This is a genomic window from Alteribacter aurantiacus DSM 18675, from assembly GCF_000429705.1.
In the GTDB taxonomy this organism is placed as follows: domain Bacteria; phylum Bacillota; class Bacilli; order Bacillales; family Salisediminibacteriaceae; genus Alteribacter; species Alteribacter aurantiacus.
On sequence record NZ_KE386941.1, the window covers coordinates 1,500,204 to 1,517,752 of the forward strand.

16 protein-coding genes are annotated in these 17,549 nt (G+C 40.8%); 7 read left to right on the top strand and 9 right to left on the bottom strand.

Annotation, left to right across the window (positions count from 1 at the left end):
• Positions 1–234: 234 nt before the first annotated feature.
• Positions 235–1,143, bottom strand: a complete 909-nt coding sequence (locus tag G476_RS0110875; RefSeq protein WP_026690143.1) for a glycine betaine ABC transporter substrate-binding protein — start codon at positions 1,141–1,143, stop codon at positions 235–237.
• 149 nt (positions 1,144–1,292) lie between these two features.
• On the opposite strand from G476_RS0110875, the gene G476_RS0110885 reads away from it, so the two are divergent.
• Positions 1,293–1,985 (top strand): hypothetical protein, encoded by a 693-nt coding sequence (locus tag G476_RS0110885; protein ID WP_026690144.1) that lies wholly within the window; start codon positions 1,293–1,295, stop codon positions 1,983–1,985.
• 75 nt (positions 1,986–2,060) lie between these two features.
• Here G476_RS0110885 and yjcZ read toward each other — a convergent pair whose 3' ends face one another.
• Entirely contained in the window at positions 2,061–2,186 is a 126-nt protein-coding gene (gene yjcZ, locus G476_RS24175; RefSeq protein ID WP_084405705.1) for a sporulation protein YjcZ, read from the bottom strand.
• A gap of 92 nt (positions 2,187–2,278) precedes the next feature.
• Entirely contained in the window at positions 2,279–3,346 is a 1,068-nt protein-coding gene (locus G476_RS21740; protein WP_051314746.1) for an acyltransferase family protein, read from the bottom strand.
• 206 nt (positions 3,347–3,552) lie between these two features.
• On the opposite strand from G476_RS21740, the gene G476_RS21745 reads away from it, so the two are divergent.
• Positions 3,553–4,275: a LysE family translocator gene (locus G476_RS21745; protein WP_084405706.1), complete on the top strand. Its 723-nt coding sequence runs from the start codon at positions 3,553–3,555 to the stop codon at positions 4,273–4,275.
• Between the two features lie 77 nt (positions 4,276–4,352).
• Here G476_RS21745 and G476_RS0110900 read toward each other — a convergent pair whose 3' ends face one another.
• Complete coding sequence (locus tag G476_RS0110900; RefSeq protein WP_026690145.1) at positions 4,353–5,348, bottom strand: zinc-binding dehydrogenase; 996 nt, start codon at positions 5,346–5,348, stop codon at positions 4,353–4,355.
• A gap of 191 nt (positions 5,349–5,539) precedes the next feature.
• Here G476_RS0110900 and G476_RS21750 point away from each other — a divergent pair, with 191 nt between their 5' ends.
• From G476_RS21750 to G476_RS0110920, 3 genes are all read left to right on the top strand, one after another.
• Positions 5,540–7,069: a spore germination protein gene (locus tag G476_RS21750; protein ID WP_051314747.1), complete on the top strand. Its 1,530-nt coding sequence runs from the start codon at positions 5,540–5,542 to the stop codon at positions 7,067–7,069.
• Complete coding sequence (locus G476_RS0110910; RefSeq protein WP_026690146.1) at positions 7,066–8,262, top strand: Ger(x)C family spore germination protein; 1,197 nt, start codon at positions 7,066–7,068, stop codon at positions 8,260–8,262. The genes G476_RS21750 and G476_RS0110910 overlap by 4 nt, the downstream gene beginning before the upstream one ends.
• Before the next feature lie 159 nt (positions 8,263–8,421).
• On the top strand, positions 8,422–9,540 hold the full coding sequence (locus G476_RS0110920; RefSeq protein WP_026690147.1) for a GerAB/ArcD/ProY family transporter: 1,119 nt from the start codon (positions 8,422–8,424) through the stop codon (positions 9,538–9,540).
• Here G476_RS0110920 and G476_RS0110925 read toward each other — a convergent pair.
• Positions 9,532–10,077, bottom strand: coding sequence for an NADPH-dependent FMN reductase (locus G476_RS0110925; RefSeq protein ID WP_026690148.1), 546 nt, complete (start codon positions 10,075–10,077; stop codon positions 9,532–9,534). The two genes, G476_RS0110920 and G476_RS0110925, sit on opposite strands and share 9 nt — an antisense overlap.
• A gap of 203 nt (positions 10,078–10,280) precedes the next feature.
• Between G476_RS0110925 and G476_RS0110930 the strand changes: the two genes are divergently transcribed.
• The gene (locus G476_RS0110930) at positions 10,281–11,654 is read left to right on the top strand and encodes an MFS transporter (protein ID WP_026690149.1); all 1,374 of its coding nucleotides are present in this window, start codon (positions 10,281–10,283) and stop codon (positions 11,652–11,654) included.
• 1,146 nt (positions 11,655–12,800) lie between these two features.
• Here G476_RS0110930 and G476_RS0110935 read toward each other — a convergent pair.
• Positions 12,801–13,019, bottom strand: a complete 219-nt coding sequence (locus G476_RS0110935) for a hypothetical protein (protein ID WP_026690150.1) — start codon at positions 13,017–13,019, stop codon at positions 12,801–12,803.
• A 127-nt stretch (positions 13,020–13,146) separates the two neighbouring features.
• On the opposite strand from G476_RS0110935, the gene G476_RS0110940 reads away from it, so the two are divergent.
• Positions 13,147–15,471: a UvrD-helicase domain-containing protein gene (locus G476_RS0110940; protein WP_026690151.1), complete on the top strand. Its 2,325-nt coding sequence runs from the start codon at positions 13,147–13,149 to the stop codon at positions 15,469–15,471.
• A 192-nt stretch (positions 15,472–15,663) separates the two neighbouring features.
• On the opposite strand, the gene G476_RS23540 is transcribed toward G476_RS0110940, so the two are convergent.
• The 3 genes from G476_RS23540 to G476_RS0110960 all read right to left on the bottom strand — a co-directional run bounded on the left by G476_RS23540 (position 15,664) and on the right by G476_RS0110960 (position 17,214).
• Positions 15,664–15,837: a hypothetical protein gene (locus tag G476_RS23540; RefSeq protein ID WP_156906550.1), complete on the bottom strand. Its 174-nt coding sequence runs from the start codon at positions 15,835–15,837 to the stop codon at positions 15,664–15,666.
• 80 nt (positions 15,838–15,917) lie between these two features.
• Positions 15,918–16,076, bottom strand: a complete 159-nt coding sequence (locus G476_RS23545) for a hypothetical protein (RefSeq protein WP_156906551.1) — start codon at positions 16,074–16,076, stop codon at positions 15,918–15,920.
• Between the two features lie 202 nt (positions 16,077–16,278).
• Complete coding sequence (locus G476_RS0110960; RefSeq protein WP_026690152.1) at positions 16,279–17,214, bottom strand: hypothetical protein; 936 nt, start codon at positions 17,212–17,214, stop codon at positions 16,279–16,281.
• Between the last annotated feature and the right edge of the window lie 335 nt (positions 17,215–17,549).

The following is a 17,549-nucleotide window of genomic DNA, read 5'->3' on the forward strand; positions in this document are numbered from 1 at the left end:
AGCCAATAAACCTCATAGGTACAATAAAGGAACCCCTTTCATTATTATCACTTGCTTCTTATCCAATTTTCTTACCAAAGAGAAAATGGAAGGAATTTGTAGAAATGAATGCATAAATACTATCTTCCATACTACTTGAAAACACCGCCTAACCGCGAGTGACTATAGGTCTAATTGTTTAACATAGTAGTCAGACCCTCTGTGAATTTTTCACAGAGGGTCTGACCCCAAGATTTACTCTGCCATCCATTCGTCGACCATGTCCCTGTTTTCTTCGATCCATTCTTTTGCGCCTTCATATGGATCATCAAGATCGTTGATCGTCGCCATTAAATCCCCTAGCGACTCATCGTCCATCATCCAATTGTCCATCCACTCCACAACCTCTGGATGGTCCTCTGCAAAGCCTTCTCTTGTCATATAATAAATGTCATCAGGATCGCCGAAAACGTTTTTCGGATCCTCCAAATATTTAATGTCGTAATCCGCAAACAGCCAATGAGGGCTCCAAAGGGTCACCACAATCGGCTCTTCATTGTTGTAGGCCTGCATAAACTCTGCATTCATGGCAGGGTCAGAACTTGTTACAAGGTCCAAGTCTAAGTCATACTCATCAATGGCGTCGCGGGCTAAATCCGTTAATGCAGCCCCTTCTTCAATTCCGACAATTTGTCCGTCAAACTCATCGGCCATATCATTTAACTCTTCAATGGAATCGATGTCCATATACTCTGGCACAGCAAAGCCCAGCTCCGTACCCTCGTACCACATTTCTCTCATATCAAGATCATCGCCATATTGATCATTATAGGACTCATCGGTATTTGGGAGCCACACTTCTGGTGCAATATCCAACTCACCTCTTGAAATGCCAAGCCAAACCGGGGCTTTGTCCATTGATTGAATGTCTACTTCATACCCTTCTTCTTCAAGGAGTATTTTCCACATGTTTGAAACAGCGATATTTTCAGCCCAGTTGTTTCGGCCAATCACAATTTCACCTTTTTCTTCCGTTGACTCTTCTACACCGCCATCAGTACCAACATCTCCGTCATCTTCAGTAGTACCTCCGTCACCGCCACAAGCGGACAAGGCTACCATTAGTCCCAAAGAAAACAAAAGTAATCCTTTATGTTTCTTCATTCTATACACCCTCTTTTTCCATTTTTAAGGTTCTTATCGTATTTTTTCCAAAAACACAGGTGTTATACTCCGTAGATTGGCTCCTCAAATGGTATGATGTATGATAAACGAAAATCTCAACGAAAACCAACCGAAAGGAGTCGTCCATTATGGAAAGCCCCCTTCACGCACACATAAAAAAACAAGCGCTTTATTGGCTTAAAGAGAAAGTAGTGGACCTTTGCGCGAGTGAAGTCAAGCTGTTTGTAAAGCGTAAAAAGCTTAAGGCCGATGCGATGGGTATTAACATTCGAAAAAGAGAGTCTCGTATTATTGAAGTAAAGGTTTCCAGAAGCGATTTTTTACGAGACAATGTCCTTCGTACCCCTTATGGCTATCATGACATTGCAGATTACGCCTACATTATGACCCCAAAAGAATTGATCGATCCTAGTGAAGTTCCCGAAGGATATGGCCTCCTTGAAATAGATGAATACGATCATGTTATTGTCAAAAAAAAGCCGATACGCAACCCAAATCCGGTAGTCGATTTAGATATTCTAATGAAGCGAACCGCACGTGCGGCCACAAATGAAGTGTTGTTCAAAGAACTAAGTAAAGAACAAAAGGACGTAACCAAAGGGACTTTTGCAAGAAACCCAAAAGTTCATCTTGTCAATGCCACGTGCCCGGTATGTAAAAAGAGACGTAAATATTTAATCAAGGCACAAGGACAAGAAGAAGTAACATGTAAAGGCAGAGGATGCAAAACCAACATACCGCTAAATAAAGCTCGCATCCACATCGTGACATCCTATAATGATCGATTCTACAAAGAATTACAAGAACTGATGGAAGAGTAAATCAAGAAACCATAATTCTCTAAAAAAATGACTGCGCCCCTAAAGGACGCAGTCATTTCCCCAATAAATCTCTTACTACCAAGAACACGAGCAAGCGATAATAACAAGAAGGATAAACAAGACAAGGATCAAGCCAATGCCATATCCGCCACCGCTTGTTGGTGCATATCCGTAATTACATCCACCATAACCCCAGCACATATGTGACACCTACCTTTATAAAGGATGTAATACAGTATAGTGGTGAAGCTTGAAACGGCTTGTTCATTCGCCCGTTTGTATCGAAAATTCCACTAGTATCCCTTCGACCTCCCCATTCTAGAGTGAAAAGGAGATGGAAGTGTTTTACCGATGATCCACTCCCCCTCGGACCATACATGTACGACACGAGCCACGAGGATCGACCCAAAAAGAGCCAAAATAAAGAGAAGCGCCGCATACACAAATGGATTCATTCCTTCCGAAGAAGGTACCGGATAAAGGACAAGGGTATGAAGTAGATAAATATTAAACGAGTATTTACTTATAAATAGGATCCACCCAGGTACACGATTCACCTTTGCAGCTACGAATAAAATAAAGGCAATCATAGACACCGTATAAAAGACGTTATCCAACCTTTTTGACGAGACGACCTCAATCACATCAGCACGAACATTTACAGTTATGATAAGGATGGAAATAACAGGTAAAACAAAGATCGTTTTCTTATGAGTAACGATCCATTTCTTTACGTTTTCATAGTTTCTGCCAACGTAGAAACCAAGAGCAAAGTAAAAAATCCATCCAGTAAATGGGAGCCAATGGCCCCGAAGCCAAATATATTCAGATACTTGATTTGATCTCGGTTCAGTAAAATTAAAAAACGCCAAGTACGTCATCTGAATAAAAAAAGCTACTAGCAGGACAGGGAGAGCCGGCCAATTACTCATCTTTTTGTGAAGTAAAGCATGAAGGATGTAAAACTGAAAAATAATCAATACAAAATATCCTGTATATCCACCAGCAAATAAGTTAAGCGACGCTTCTTGGAAAAAACCTATTAAATTTGAAGCTTGTATAGCCGCAAACAACAATCCCATCACGGCAAATGGAATAAGTAAAAAACGAACCCGTTTTGTAAAAAAACCATGTGGAAGCTGTTCAGGATAGGCTCTAGCCAAAAGGAGCTCCGAAATAAAAACAAAAGCCGGGGTGCCGTAAAAAGCGGCAAACCGTATAAAAATCAACATGTATTCTTCAAATTGGGTTAGAGAGCCTTCATAGTTTGCGAGTGTTGTGTTGACAGCATGAACCAATACAACAGCTAAACAGGCGAGGGCTCTGATCCAATAAACTTCGTATAAGATGTTTTTCTTCATGATGTGTAACTCCTTCTACATTGACTGAGTCCTATAAACTCTGCTCATATCCTTCGAAGTGCGTTTCTATTTTTGAAGGTTATGAATATGACAATTGAACAACAACTCAATCTCGTTCCCTCTTTACCGGTCTAAATTCAAACTAAGAGTCATTTATATGAATAAGACAAGCTACGATTCTGTGTCTTCGGTAAGGAGGAAAACAAGTGATCTTTTTACTAGTCCGCCAAGTCGTTTTAGGGCTGTCCATTGCAGCGCCAATTGGTCCGATCAACATTGAAATTATACGACGCGGCATTTACCAAGGGTTTTGGCCTTCTTTACTTGTTGGTGCTGGAGGGATGAGTGCAGATTTCATTCTAATGTTTTTGATGTACCAAGGATTGTCACTTTTTTTAACACTCGAAGCTGTTCAATTGTCTCTCCTTGTACTTGGAGCATTTATCTTGACTTACACAGGAGTAAAAGGATTACTCAGCTCAAACCAATCATTTACCGGCCCTGTTTTGGATATGCGAAACGATCCCGAGAACACCATAAGTTCGTCTCTTATCCATGCATACCTAACGGGCTTATCGATTGCGTCCTTTAATCCGTTAAATCTGTTATTTTGGCTCGGTATCTATGGATCTGTTCTTAGCGAAACATTTTCCGATGAGAATAGACTACGAGCTTTTATCATCAGCAGTGCCGTATTTTTGGGCATTGGTCTTTGGAACCTTAACCTTGCATGTACCGTTCACTTTGGCAAAAAACTTATGAGCCCTCGTGCACTTCATGGCATATGCTTAGGGTCTAGTGCAATTCTTATTGCTTTTGGTATGTATTTTATATGGAAAGCAGCAATAAGCTTCATGGCTTTCTTCACCGTTGAAAGCTCAACCTTCATTAACGTTTTAACAACCTCACTGCCGTTCTTTTCTAATTAACCAATAAATAAAATATGGAAAAAAGGAGAAATAAAAGAAAAGCTACCGGATACCATACTCAGTAGCTTTTCCCGATATTATGAAATTGTAAAAGCAATCTTACCAAATTGGTTAGCCTCTTGAAGTCGATCAAATGCATCTTGATACTTATGAAGAGGGTATACGCGATCCATTATCGGCTTAATACGATGAGTTTGAATAAAATCCAACATGGCAGAAAACTCTTCTCCACTCCCCATGGTGGACCCTAGCATGTTGAATTGACCATAGAAAAATTTCCTGAGATCAATTTCAATTTCATCGCCGGTAGAAGAACCAAAGGTAACAATCGTCCCTCCTTTTCTAAGGGTATCAAGGGACTTATTAAACGTAGCCGCCCCGACACACTCAATGACGAGATCCATTTTCGCGCGACCAAATTCTTGTGACCAATCCCCTTCAGAATCAACTGCTTGCACTGCTCCTAACTCAACCGCTCGCCTGCGCTTCTCTTCTGAACGACTGGATACATACACATTCGCTCCTTGTGCCTTTGCAAATTGAAGAAGAAATGTAGCTACACCGCTTCCTATCCCTGGGATAAACACATTCATCCCTTCTTTCAACTTTCCCCTCGTAAACAGGGCCCGATAAGCCGTAAGGGCAGCAAGGGAAAAGACACCGGCTTCTTCCCAGGATAAATAATCCGGTTTAGGTACAACGGCAGAAGCTGGGATTATCACGTAATCTGCAAACGTTCCATTGTTTGGAAATCCGAGAACTTCAAATCCCTCTGGTGGTGCGTCGCTTAATCTCTCCCAATATAACCCCGGGTTGATCATGACTTCCTCACCTGGTAAAAAGTCTGTTACCCCAACTCCTACTTGTTCTACCGTTCCAGCACCATCCGATCCGATCACGAATGGAGGGTCATCGGGGTTGTGACGGTCCAAAACAAACAAGTCCCTATGGTTAAGCCCCGCTGTCTTCAGTTTCACCTTCACTTCTCCCTCTTTCGGTGTCGGTTCTCTGAAATCTTCCACAAACGTAAGGCCGTTATATCCTTTCTTGTCTTTATGGATAACTGCTCTCATTGTTAGATCCTCCTCGATTTACTTTGATGTTTACAGTATAGTCCTTCCCCGGATTGTTTTCATTCCTAGGTGGATGTCCTTCTTTACATACCCTGTTTCTCTATGTTCATACCACTTTTTATGATCCGTGTATAATCCCCCATGGTTAGCAAAAACTACCTGTATCTATAAAAAGGATTGGAGGGATGAAGATGGATAAACGCAATCATGACATAGAAGAAACGATGTCCCAGTTCGATCAACCGTTATCAGACCATCTCGAGACAACCGTTGCTCAATTCCTTCAATACCTAGGCAATAGTGAAGACATTGAAGTTGCTCGGTTTATGGATCTTCCTGTTCCCTTTGTAGTCGTTCATTTTCAAGCGATGAACAACGAAGAAATGATTAGTGACATGATTAACAGCCCGATGATCAAAATCCAAAACCAACAATCCGACATTTTAATAAAAGAACCTTCATTGTTATTTTCAAAAATTGAAGGGACCAAATCCACTCCATTACAAACCTATAAAGATGCGATTGAGAACATGATCCATGGTAACGTAATCGTATTTGTCGCTGGTGTCGGCTACGCATATGCCATTTCCGGTCTTCTCGTTGAAACACGAAACGTAGACGAACCTCAAAACCAGACTGTCATTCGAGGACCAAAAGAAGGCTTTGTTGAAAATATTAATGTTAATACTTCTTTAATTCGTAGAAGAGTTCGAAATCCCCAACTCCGATTTAAAACCATGACGGTCGGCCGAAGTACACAAACAGAAATACGTCTATGTTACTTGGAAGATGAAGTTGATAAAAAAGTGCTCAATGAAGTGATTCGCCGTATTGAGTCCGTGCGCACAGAAGAAGTGTACGAAAGCGGCATGCTTGAAGAGCTGATTGATGATTACGGCAGAAAACATCGATGGTACAGCCCCTTCCCTGTAGCTCAGGTTGTTGAACGACCTGATACTGTCGCTTCTGAAGTACAGGAAGGAAAAGTCGCCGTCATTGTTGACGGCACTCCGTTTATCATTGTGTATCCCATGACGTTTCTCGCTTATTTTCAAGCAGCAGAAGATTATTATCAGCGCTTTGACTTTGCATCCTTCATCCGTATTATCCGATTAGGCGCTTATGCCATAAGCTTGTACTTGCCTTCTCTCTATATTGCTATTACAACCTTTCATCCTGAGCTTGTTGCAACCGACTTGCTTATAAATCTTGCTGCTCAACGTGAAGGGATTCCTTTTCCTGCCTTCATTGAAACCTTATTAATGGAAGTAATTTTTGAAATTCTACGAGAAGGGGGCGTTCGGATGCCGCGAACGATCGGGCCTGCCATTTCCATCGTAGGAGCGATCGTTCTAGGTGACTCGGCTGTTCGTGCCGGTCTTGTAAGCCCTGCTATTGTTATCGTAGTATCATTGACGGCCATCTCAAGCTTCGTAGCGCCTGCATATAACTTCTCTATCTCTGCTAGAATTCTTCGTTTTATTATGATGATTTGTGCAGCTACTACAGGCCTTTATGGTGTCATGTTTTTCTCAACGGTTCTTCTGATCCATCTTTGTTCCCTTGAGTCGATGGGGAAACCGTTCTTCTCACCAATCGCGCCAATGAATTTCAAGCATCACAAGGACGGGTTTTTCCGTTTTCCATTATGGGTAAAAAACGTGCCGTTCCTTCGCCCCTGGATTCAACATAAGGCGAAAAAGGAGAATACCGGATCATGAAACGATTACTTTTTCTTTTTCTCATGCTACTCTCAGTCTCCTCTGGTTGTGGAGACAAAATGGAGCTCGATCAATTGGCCATTGTCGTAGCTATGGGAGTTGATCAAATTAAAGAATCAGATGACCTTGAAGTGTCCTTTCAAGTTATCAACCCACACGGGGCCTCTGCACGAGTAGCTACAGAAGGGGGCGGAAGTGAAGATGCCTCCGTATATACGTTTACCACAAGAGGAAAGACGCTCGTCGAAGCCATCGACCATGCAAAAAATATTGCCCCGAGGCGGCTTTTCTTTTCTCATATGTACTACATGATCGTCGGTGAAGAGTTTGCAAGGGAAACAGGAATTAAACGAATTTTTGATTTTGTAGAGCGAGACGAGCAAATGCGCATGCAATTTCTAACCTTTGTTGCAAAAGAAACAACGGCAAAAGATTTAATGTCCGTCTTTACACCTTTGGATGAAAACCCTGCGAAATCGGTAAGAGACCGAGTTAGAATCGCGTCAGGTTCACTTGGGATTTCTGGTCACATTAACTTAGCTGATGCCATTCGGGCATATGTGCGTGAAGATCACCACCCTATCTTGCTTGGCTTAAAAGATATATCAAGTGAAGGAAGTGATAATACGGATATTTTGAAAGGTATAAATGAACATTCCTTTTCACTCGACGGATTGGCTGTGTTTAAAGACGATAAGCTCATTGATTGGATGAACACAAAAGAATCACAAGGCTGGGTTTTTCTTAACAACATGGTTAAAGACCGGACGATCTTTGATGCAAAATGTGAGGGAGGATTTGCCGGAGTGCGTATCCACTCCCTAAACGAATCAATCGAGGTAAATTTAAAAGACAATAAACCTCACTTCACCGTTCACCTAGATGGAAAAGGATACTTACTCGAAACCAGTTGTGACATGAATATCAGTAATCCCGATGACTTTAAGAAGCTGAGATTAGCTGTAAATAATGAACTGACAGAAGAAATACAATTGGCAATCGATAAATCGATGGACCTTGGCTTTGATGTAGTCGGGTTTTCAGAATGGTTCCACAATCAAGAGCCGGAAAAGTGGAAGGAATGGAAAGAGGATTGGTTTTCTCATTTAAAAGAGGCTGAGATTGAACTAAATATAGATATTGATATTACCAATACAGGAATGAGGTACGATGCTGTTAATGAAGACGAATAAAGGAAAAAAAAATTCTCATCTGACCCTTATTCTCACTTGGGGATTTACAGGTGTGTATACCCTTTCTTTTTTAAACGAAAAAAATTGGATCCCATTGACTGAGTGGGTTAGGAAACTGTACGAACCGCTTTATCACTATTTCTTTGGAGGATAACCGTTATGAGCCATGAAATCAATCGTTGGCAGTTTGCTTTATTAATCGTTAATTTCATCGTTGGAAGCTCCCTTCTCATGGCTCCTACAACAGCTACGATGATTGCCAAGCAAGACGCTTGGATCAGCATGGGAATAGCGACGCTAATTGGACTTGGGGTCAACGTCGTATTATATTTGTTTTTAAAAAAATACAATTACACGTCCATTTTCCGGATTAATGAATTAGTAGGTGGTAAAGTAATTGGAACGTTTCTGAACATGATTTTGATTTTCTCAGGCATTCACCTTACTGCGTTAATCGTAAGGAATTTTTCCAACTTTGTTAACACTGTAGCCTTACCTGAGACATCCACTCATGTGATCGTCGTAATGGTCCTTTTTCTCGTCGTTTACTCTGTCAGTAAAGGGGTCCAAAACTTGGGACGAGTAAATGAAGTCATTCTCCCGATTATGATCCTGGTTGTCATTGCTACCCTACTATTTGTATTAAACAAGTTTGAAGGAGATCTTCTTGTTCCAATTTTAGAAAATGGATGGTTTCCTATTCTTCATGCCGCTCACCCAATTATCGGATTTCCGTTTATTGAAATGCTATTATTCTCCGCACTCGCAACCTATGTTTCCGATAAAAAACACTTACTTTTTTATGTACTCGCAGCCATTGCATTTTCAGGGATCGTTTTGTCTCTTGCTATAGCAGTCACAGTTGGTGTGGAAGGCGCTTTTTTCGCAGGTCGAGAGACATACGCTACCTATTCAATGGCCAGAAATATTGAAGTAGGTGAACTATTCCAGCGCGTTGAAGCAGCCATTGGGATTGTTTGGCTCCTTTCCCTATTTGCCAAAATATCGGTATGTGTAATGGCTGTCGTACTTGGTCTGCAGCATATAAGTAAAAAGAAAACATATACCTCTTTTATTTTCCCCATTGCCATTTTAGTTTGGGCGATGAGCTTTCATTTACACCCGGATATCGTTGATTTCGGGGATTTCGTGTTAAAGAACTGGACATTTTATTGGCTTTCCATTTACATTATCGTCATTTCAGTCCTTACAATAGGAATCCTCATGAAAAAACACCGCCTCACTAAAGAAGAGACGGCGCATCAAAAGTCAATGTAAGAATCGTTTGATCCAGTTCGAAAATTTAAGGTTCACATCTTTAAGAATGGAAATGGTGTCTTCATCTGTCACTCGCCCATCCCCGATCCTCTCGTGGGCGGTACCGATGAACACCTCTGGTTGTGGCAACACGTAGGCACCACATGCAGATAGGGTTTGTTTGATTTGAACTTGTGACAAGGCAGTGCCAACTGCGCTTGGTGAGGCCCCGATCACCATTGCTGGCTTTTTGTCAAGGACGTTTACATTCGTCATGCTTCCAGCCCAATCCAGGGCGTTCTTTAAGACTCCGGGAACCCCATGACTGTATTCCGGTGAAACGATCAAAAGGCCGTCAGCTTGCGCAAGCTGATCTTTAAATCGATGTACGACACTCGGATCGCCCCCCTCTTCTAAGTCTCCATTAAATAAAGGTAGGTCTCCAATGGAAACCACTTCAACAGTAAAAGTATCGGAACTTAACTCTTTTAATTCATTTATAACAACTTTATTCAATGAATTGTTCCTTAAACTACCGCAAATGCCGATCACTTTCATCGATTCTCCTCCAATTGTTTTCTTTTTTTCTATCTATTCCCACTGGCACCACCTGTAAAACAAAGACCTTTTCATTGACGCATTTCTGTTGTTTCGATACGATGTAAGTATGGTTTATTTCCGAACTCGAAATACCTAGATGATTAGGCTCGACCGCCATAAAGGTTGTGCCTTTTCTTATGCGCAGAAAGAAGGATGAATTGATGAACAACAGCTCTAACGTTGACCCAAGACTCACGTCACGCCTCATATTACTTTTATGTATTCTACTTATTTTTACAGTTATGAATGGAACCATGTTTAATGTGGCCATTCCAGATATAGCGGAACATTTTGATCTTCTACCCTCTCAAGTGAGCTGGGTCATGACTGGATATATTCTCGTGTTTTCCATTGGTTCTTTAATGTATGGAAAACTTGCTGATATTTATCCGATTAAAAACATTCTTACATTGGGATTGATCCTTTTCGCCACAGGAGCGACACTCGGGCTGTTGGCACCGAATTATCCCACCCTTCTTGCAGCCCGCATTATTCAGGCGATGGGCGGCGCTACGATCCCTGCCCTTGCCTTTATCATACCTGCACGGTTTATTCCTGGTGAAAGAGGGCGGGTATTTGGCATTATCTCTTCAACTGTAGCCTTCGCTTCGGGTATAGGACCCATTGCTGGGGGTATCATTGGCGGAATACTAAGCTGGCGATTTTTATTTGTTTTCTCCATGCTTGCCGTTTTCGCCATCCCTCTCTTAAGAAGGTGGATTCCGGATGAAGAAAAGCGGGACGGTGTAGTCGACGTTCCCGGTGCTTTGTTTATAGCAACAACTGTAGCATTCCTTCTTGTCTTTATTACGACAGGACTGTGGTGGGCACCGCTAATCTTTATCGGTAGTTTAGCGTTGTTTATATGGAGAACGGCTACTGCAAAACACCCGTTTATACAGCCTAGTTTGCTAAAAAACAAAAACTATACAATCACGGTAGCTACAAGTTTTATGGGTACGAGTGTCTTGTTCGGAATGATTTTCATTATCCCAATTATGCTAAGGGACCTATACGAACTGAACACGCTAGCCATTGGTCTTGTGCTGTTTCCAGGAGCCATGGCAGCTGGATTAATTGGTCAAGCCGGCGGAAGACTCGTGGACAAAAAGGGAAGTGTACCTGTCGTTAAGCTGGCCCTTCTTTTAGTAGCCGGTGGAACATTCTTTATATCAACATTTGCCGGCTTCCATCCGCTTGTCATCGCATGTTGTCTTTTAGTCACCTATTTAGGCTTCCCTCTTATTCAGAGCTCTACGGCAAACCTCCTGTCTATTATTGTTCCCAAAAAGGAAACAGGTGTCGGGATCGGTATGTTCAACTTGCTCAACTTCATGAGTGCGGCGATTGGAAGTGCCGTTTATGGAAGGATTCTAGATATAGAATCCACAACTGTTCTTCTCAACCCCCTCGCTCTTAACGAAGCCAACGTGATCTATACCAATTTGTTTTTGAGCCTTACAGTAATCGCCCTTCTTGCCTTTACATTGTTTTCTCAAAAATTCAAACAAAATCCCCCTCCTCTTGAGGAGTAAAGGCATTGGGAAAAGTTTTTAAGACTTTTCCCAATGCTTTTTTGCATAGAAATTTACGGTCACTTTTTATAAAAGCCGGTTACGTTTTGTAATCGAAGCTTCATTCTGTAGAGGTACTTTACTTGCTTTATAATAAAAGGACCTTTCATCTATAATGCTGCTAACTAAAAGACAGGCTCGTTAGCATGGTTATATGCAAAGAATGTCAAAAGAAAACGAAAAGTATTCCTGTTATTTCATGTTGGAAGCGCTTTACAATAGACGTAAATCATCTGTGGTCTAGGGGGAATTACACAATGAAAAAGACGTTATTTTTCCTTAGCGTTATCTTTTTGTTTGCTATTGTAGGGCATTTCTTTTCATAAATGTAAGTGAGCCTTAAAAGATCAACATAAAAAAGAGAGTCGCCTCTGCGTAACGGGTTCTGTTAACGATCGCAAACATTAAAAATGTTAAGCAAAATGACCTTCAAATTGTACGGAAATTTGAAGGTCTATTTTTGATGATATAAAGGGATTTCGATCATGATTTTTGGGGGATTTGTAATGCAGTTTGCTATTTTAATGCGGGGATACAATAGCCAATGTATCGCAGCAAAAGACACTACATTTTTACTTACAAATTGATATACAGAAATATTGGGTAAGCACTGTTATAAGTGGATGATCATTTCACTGTGTTTGAAAAATAAAGGGAGAAATTCCGGCTAAATTGGTAAATACCCATTTTTCTATAATAATAAGGGGAATTTTTCCGCTTATATATCCAAAACCTTTAGATTTTGTCTTATTTAGTGCAGTTAACCGGAATATCTCAGCTTATCTCCGCATCTTAACCTCGTTTATCTACATTAGGAGGAAATTCTCCGCCTATTTCATACCTAACCAAAAGTTGATATGAGCGGGCGGAATTGGTATGCAAACTTCGTCATACATAAGCAATTAAAAGCAAAATAGCAAGGGTAGAAACCCTTGCTATTTCTATTGATTTTAATCCTCTAGCCTAACAAATTACCCTACATTTTTTTGGTTTGGATTTCCCTTTGCTAATTGACGTTTTGTGATAGGAAATGGAACCCGTTAGCCTCTGCGATTCTCTTTTTATGTTGACATTTTCATCAAGCTCTTCATACCTTCATGATCATCTTTATCTGGATTGATCGAATTGCTGACCTTTTCCTGTTAACTGTGCTATCATCTGTTTTCTTCGTTCCATGTTTTCTACTTGTCGTTCGAAATGATTTCGACTTCGTATCGGATCTACTCTTTCCGGTTTTGGCACGTTGTAAATCAAAGGTGTGCATTGACTCTGCCGACTCGCATAAACAAGACGCTGTTCATCCATTGCAGGTGGGACATACCCCATAACCAATCACCTCTTAATTAAAAAATACCCATTTCCTCAATACTCAAACACTTAGTGAATCCACTCCAATTCTTTGGTAAGATAGTAAGGCTATTTGATTTCCTTATAGAAAGTCCGGGGTGAAACAATGCAACGCGCAAAACATATGAACACTACATACGAGCTCACTTCTCTAGACCGAGGAAAGCTCCATACTGTTTATCAAAAAAGCAAAAAAGGGGAACTCACCTGCCCATATTGCGGCGAACCAGTGACTCTTAAACTTCATATAAACACTATACCGTTATTTACTCACAGAAAGCCGTCTCTTGTTTGTGAGGAAAAGGATACAGAAACAGACAGAAACAAGACACAAGAACCAGGCGAGGCTTTAGCAAAAGAGACAGCTTCTGCAACTGTCGGCTCGTTTTCTTTACCTATAAAGAAAACAATTTCTTCTATATCAAGTGAACCAACGAATAAAAAACATTGCTTTAAATTACCACTTCGATTTTCAACCCAGGATCGAGTGAACACGAACAGTAAAGAACCATCTTATTCCGTCGATCCTGTTCTTAAAAGAATCGAAGAACAGGGAACGCCGCTAAATGAAAAGCAACAAAAAGCGGTTACGACAATTGACGGACCAGTCCTGTTACTAGCCGGAGCAGGGAGTGGTAAGACCCGTGTTCTCACTTCTAGGGCTGCTTATATGATCCTATCCGGTCACGTTGGCCCAGGAAACATGATGCTTGTCACTTTTACACAAAAAGCCGCTCAGGAGATGAAAGAACGACTCTCAACAAAATTTGGCCTTCCCGGTCATGACGTCCGAAACCTGGTATGCGGAACGTTTCATAGCCTTTTTTATAAAATGCTCATGCATCATGATCCTTCCAATTGGCGCCCTGAACAATTGTTAAACGCTCAGTGGCAAAAGGAAAAGATCGTGCACCAAGCCCTTCGTGAGCTATCCATAGATGAAAAAGAGTTTGCAATCGATCAAGCCATCACAACAATCAGTGCTTGGAAAAATGAAGGTCTTTCTCCTTCAGATGTAAAGCCACAAGATCATTTTGAAAATGAATTAAAAGATGTTTTTGCAATCTATGAACGTGAAAAAGCATCAAAAAACATGTTTGACTTTGATGATATGTTACTCGGTTGCTACCAAATGCTAAAAGAAGACCCTGACCTTTTATCTAAATATCAGTCTAGGTTTACTCACTTTATGATTGATGAGTTTCAAGATATAAATCGAATACAATATGACATTATGCAGTTGCTCGTCACCCCTCAAAATCATTTATGCGTAGTTGGAGATGATGACCAATCGATTTATCGCTTCCGAGGGAGCGATCCTTCGTATATCTTGAATTTTAAGGATCAATACCCGAATGCAACTATCCTACATTTGGAACAGAACTACCGGTCAGAGCAAAATATTGTAGATTTGGCGAATGCGGTTATTTGTCGAAACACTAGTCGGTTCGAGAAAAAAATGAGTCCGGTCAAAGTGAACACAAACGAACCTCTCCTCTTCTTTCCTTACGATGAAGAGGAAGAAGCGATTTATATTATTGAGCATATCAAAGAAAAATTGAAAACCTCGTCGAAACCTGAAGACATCGCAATTTTATATCGAACTCATGTTCAAGCCCGTGCTATCTTTGAACAGCTGTTGGAGAGCGGCCTTCCGTTTTCCATGGAATACGCTGGAGATTCCTTTTACGATCGCCAAGTAGTCAGAAAAGCTCTTTCCTTTCTTCGCCTGGCATTAAATGGTGATGATGTAGAAGCTATAGAAGATTGGATCCGAGTGATGTTCTTCAAACAATCCATCCTCCGCGACCTTAAGCGCCATACGATCTTTCATGATGAAACAATGCTCGAAGCCACGCGGCGGATTGAGGAAACGCTCCCTCCATTTCAAAGGAAGAAGCTCGGAAGTTGCTTAAACGAGTTTCCTAAGCTCAAAGGAATGAAGCCAAAAGATGCGCTTCACCATGCATTTGTAAAAATGGGGCTAGAGGATTACATCAAGAAAAACGGTAAGGAAGGAAATAAGATGGAGCGTGGTTCCGACGACTACCACGAGCTCGTGTCAATCGCTTCCAATTATGAGACGATCGAGGAGTTCGTCACATACGTTGATCATATTAGAGCAAAGATCAAGGCTCACAAAAAGGATAATCAAAAATCAGCCGTTCAGCTCATGACGATCCACCGGGCAAAGGGATTGGAGTTTCCGACTGTCTACGTGCTAGGGTGCAACGAAGGCTCCCTCCCCCATGAATACGCCCTTGAAAAATCCAGAGAAGGTGACGACTCCTTTTTGGAGGAAGAACGCCGTCTTATGTATGTAGCTTTGACTCGTGCTGAACATCAGTTGTTTTTATCAACTACAGACATGCGTCGCGGAAAAAAGTCCTATCGTTCCAGGTTTCTCCGTGACATTCGATTTAAAAATTAAGAAAAAAATGAAGCTGGGCTAAACATGTGTTGAATGGATAGCATGTTTGCACCAGCTTTTTTATATAGGTATTAAAATAAAAGCAGCAAAAAATTCAGGCTGTACATTTTCAGTGGTTTTCTTCACCAGGAGCCTAAGCGTTATTCGTACGAAGATAGGCAAACAAAAAAACACGCCATCTTCTGGCATGTTTTAAATCCACCAAAAAGGTGGTTGGTCTTCTTTTGCTTCCTTGTCTTCTTTTTTTGCTTCACCTTGGTTTTCATTATTTCCAAGCATGAATTTGTTCCAATAACTCCAACGTGTTTTTTCCTTTTCCTCTTCTTGGCGTTTTAGTGGAACATCCGGTTTCTTTTTCTTACTCAATGTTTAGCCCCCCCACTCCCTCGATCCTGATACCAGTGTATGCGGGTACCTCTATTTGGGTTTGGGCATGAAGCTGAATATTATGATGGTTTTGCTTTTTTGCCAGCGCAGCCACAGCCTCGTTTTTTTACTTTTTGAACACCGGGTGTTTGTTTCCCTTTATATACATATTCATGATTTGATCCGATCACTCGATTAGCAGCACTGATTTTTTTCCCGACTCGATTATTGTTGTCCACCGAAAGCGCCCCTTTCATAGTCACATAGCATGCTTGCTATACAGTATGACTCTAAGGGGCAGTTTGTCTAAGCACCTGCGGATATAATCACATTTTGTTTCAAAGTCTTTTCTTAGATGAGTATCTCCATGCTAAGTGTATAAGGTTCACTGATTAAGAGGCATTATCATTTAATAAGGTGAAAGTATTAATCATAACTTAATTATGGATAGTCATCACTATCTGGTAGATCGCCCTGCTCATTTCCCCTTGGCATTTCATCCATCTCCAAGGCTTTTTTTCTTGGGTTTGCCTTTGGTTTAAACCAATCCTTGTCTTCTTGTTTTAAACGTTTCTTTTGTTGAGGTTTCTCGATTTTGGGCATTTGGATTGGCGCATTAATGGTTGTGAAAAATGGAAATACATCAGGGTCTTTCTCCATCTCCTTAAGCAATTCTTCTGTTGGTGGTTGCTCGTATTGTGCTTCTTTTTGCTGTTTTGCGATCTCTTTTCGATTCATCTCAGGTATAAATGGCTGAACTGACTTTCCTTGAGGGTGCTGTCCTGATTCATTTTTATAAGATCTTTTTTGTTGTTTCGGTACTTCCTCTTCCTTCTTTTGTGCTTCCAGCAAACGGAGATACTCCTTTAATTCATCTGCCTCTCTTTTGTATGACTGCATGGCATTTAATTCTTCTTTTAACAATGCAATTTCATTTTCGTATTCTTGTTTGTTTACTTCATTCAAAAGGAGCTCTGCTCTTTCTTGTTCCCATTGACTCTTTTCATTAGCAAATGCTTCATTTACTTGTTCAAGTTCTAGGTCAGCTGCGGATTTCAGCAGACGCATAGCTTCAAACTCACTGCTGACTCTGTCACAGTTTTCTTTATATTTGGCTGCTTTTTCACTCCAGACACCTATTTCATCGTTCGCTTTTTCAATGACAGTCTCTTTCTCTTCGTACTTCTCTAACAAATCTTGATATCGATTTTTCAACGTGATGTTTTCTTCTTTTAAAGCTTCCAACTCGTTAATCACACGATCCCTTTTGTAACTTTCCAATTTTCTGTAGCATTCTTTCACCTCTGACTGAAGGTGAATAATGCGTTGTTTCAATTGAACGGTTGAAAGTTTTTCGAGTGACATGACTTTCTTCATTTCTTTTTCCTCCCTTTTTTACTCATGTATGCATTCGTTAAAGCATTTAATGAGTATACCCTTGCGACAATCAGTGTGTAAGTTGCTTCACGCTATTCGCTCCCTTTTTCGCGGTGGTGACCCTTTAGAAAACAGCTTTTATGAACGAATCCGTACGTGCGGACTGTGTAACAAAAAATAAGAACGGTCATTATAGGCAATGGAACTCATGGAATCACATTTGGTTTAGTAAAAAATCATCCAATACATGCATATGTAAGAAAATCTTAATCTTTCTTAAAAAAGCCCAACAATTGTTTTTCACTCTGGGATTATGCACAATTTTTAGCCCACCT

Excerpts from the sequence above, each read along its gene's own strand:
- G476_RS0110885 (WP_026690144.1), top strand. The coding sequence starts at position 1,293 with ATGGAAAGCCCCCTTCACGCACACATAAAAAAACAAGCGCTTTATTGG.
- G476_RS0110960 (WP_026690152.1), bottom strand. The coding sequence starts at position 17,214 with ATGAAGAAAGTCATGTCACTCGAAAAACTTTCAACCGTTCAATTGAAA.
- G476_RS0110925 (WP_026690148.1), bottom strand. The coding sequence starts at position 10,077 with ATGAAAGTGATCGGCATTTGCGGTAGTTTAAGGAACAATTCATTGAAT.
- G476_RS0110900 (WP_026690145.1), bottom strand. The coding sequence starts at position 5,348 with ATGAGAGCAGTTATCCATAAAGACAAGAAAGGATATAACGGCCTTACG.
- G476_RS0110920 (WP_026690147.1), top strand. The coding sequence starts at position 8,422 with ATGAGCCATGAAATCAATCGTTGGCAGTTTGCTTTATTAATCGTTAAT.
- G476_RS21740 (WP_051314746.1), bottom strand. The coding sequence starts at position 3,346 with ATGAAGAAAAACATCTTATACGAAGTTTATTGGATCAGAGCCCTCGCC.
- yjcZ (WP_084405705.1), bottom strand. The coding sequence starts at position 2,186 with ATGTGCTGGGGTTATGGTGGATGTAATTACGGATATGCACCAACAAGC.
- G476_RS0110935 (WP_026690150.1), bottom strand. The coding sequence starts at position 13,019 with ATGGGGTATGTCCCACCTGCAATGGATGAACAGCGTCTTGTTTATGCG.
- G476_RS0110875 (WP_026690143.1), bottom strand. The coding sequence starts at position 1,143 with ATGAAGAAACATAAAGGATTACTTTTGTTTTCTTTGGGACTAATGGTA.
- G476_RS0110940 (WP_026690151.1), top strand. The coding sequence starts at position 13,147 with ATGCAACGCGCAAAACATATGAACACTACATACGAGCTCACTTCTCTA.
- G476_RS0110930 (WP_026690149.1), top strand. The coding sequence starts at position 10,281 with ATGAACAACAGCTCTAACGTTGACCCAAGACTCACGTCACGCCTCATA.
- G476_RS0110910 (WP_026690146.1), top strand. The coding sequence starts at position 7,066 with ATGAAACGATTACTTTTTCTTTTTCTCATGCTACTCTCAGTCTCCTCT.
- G476_RS21750 (WP_051314747.1), top strand. The coding sequence starts at position 5,540 with ATGGATAAACGCAATCATGACATAGAAGAAACGATGTCCCAGTTCGAT.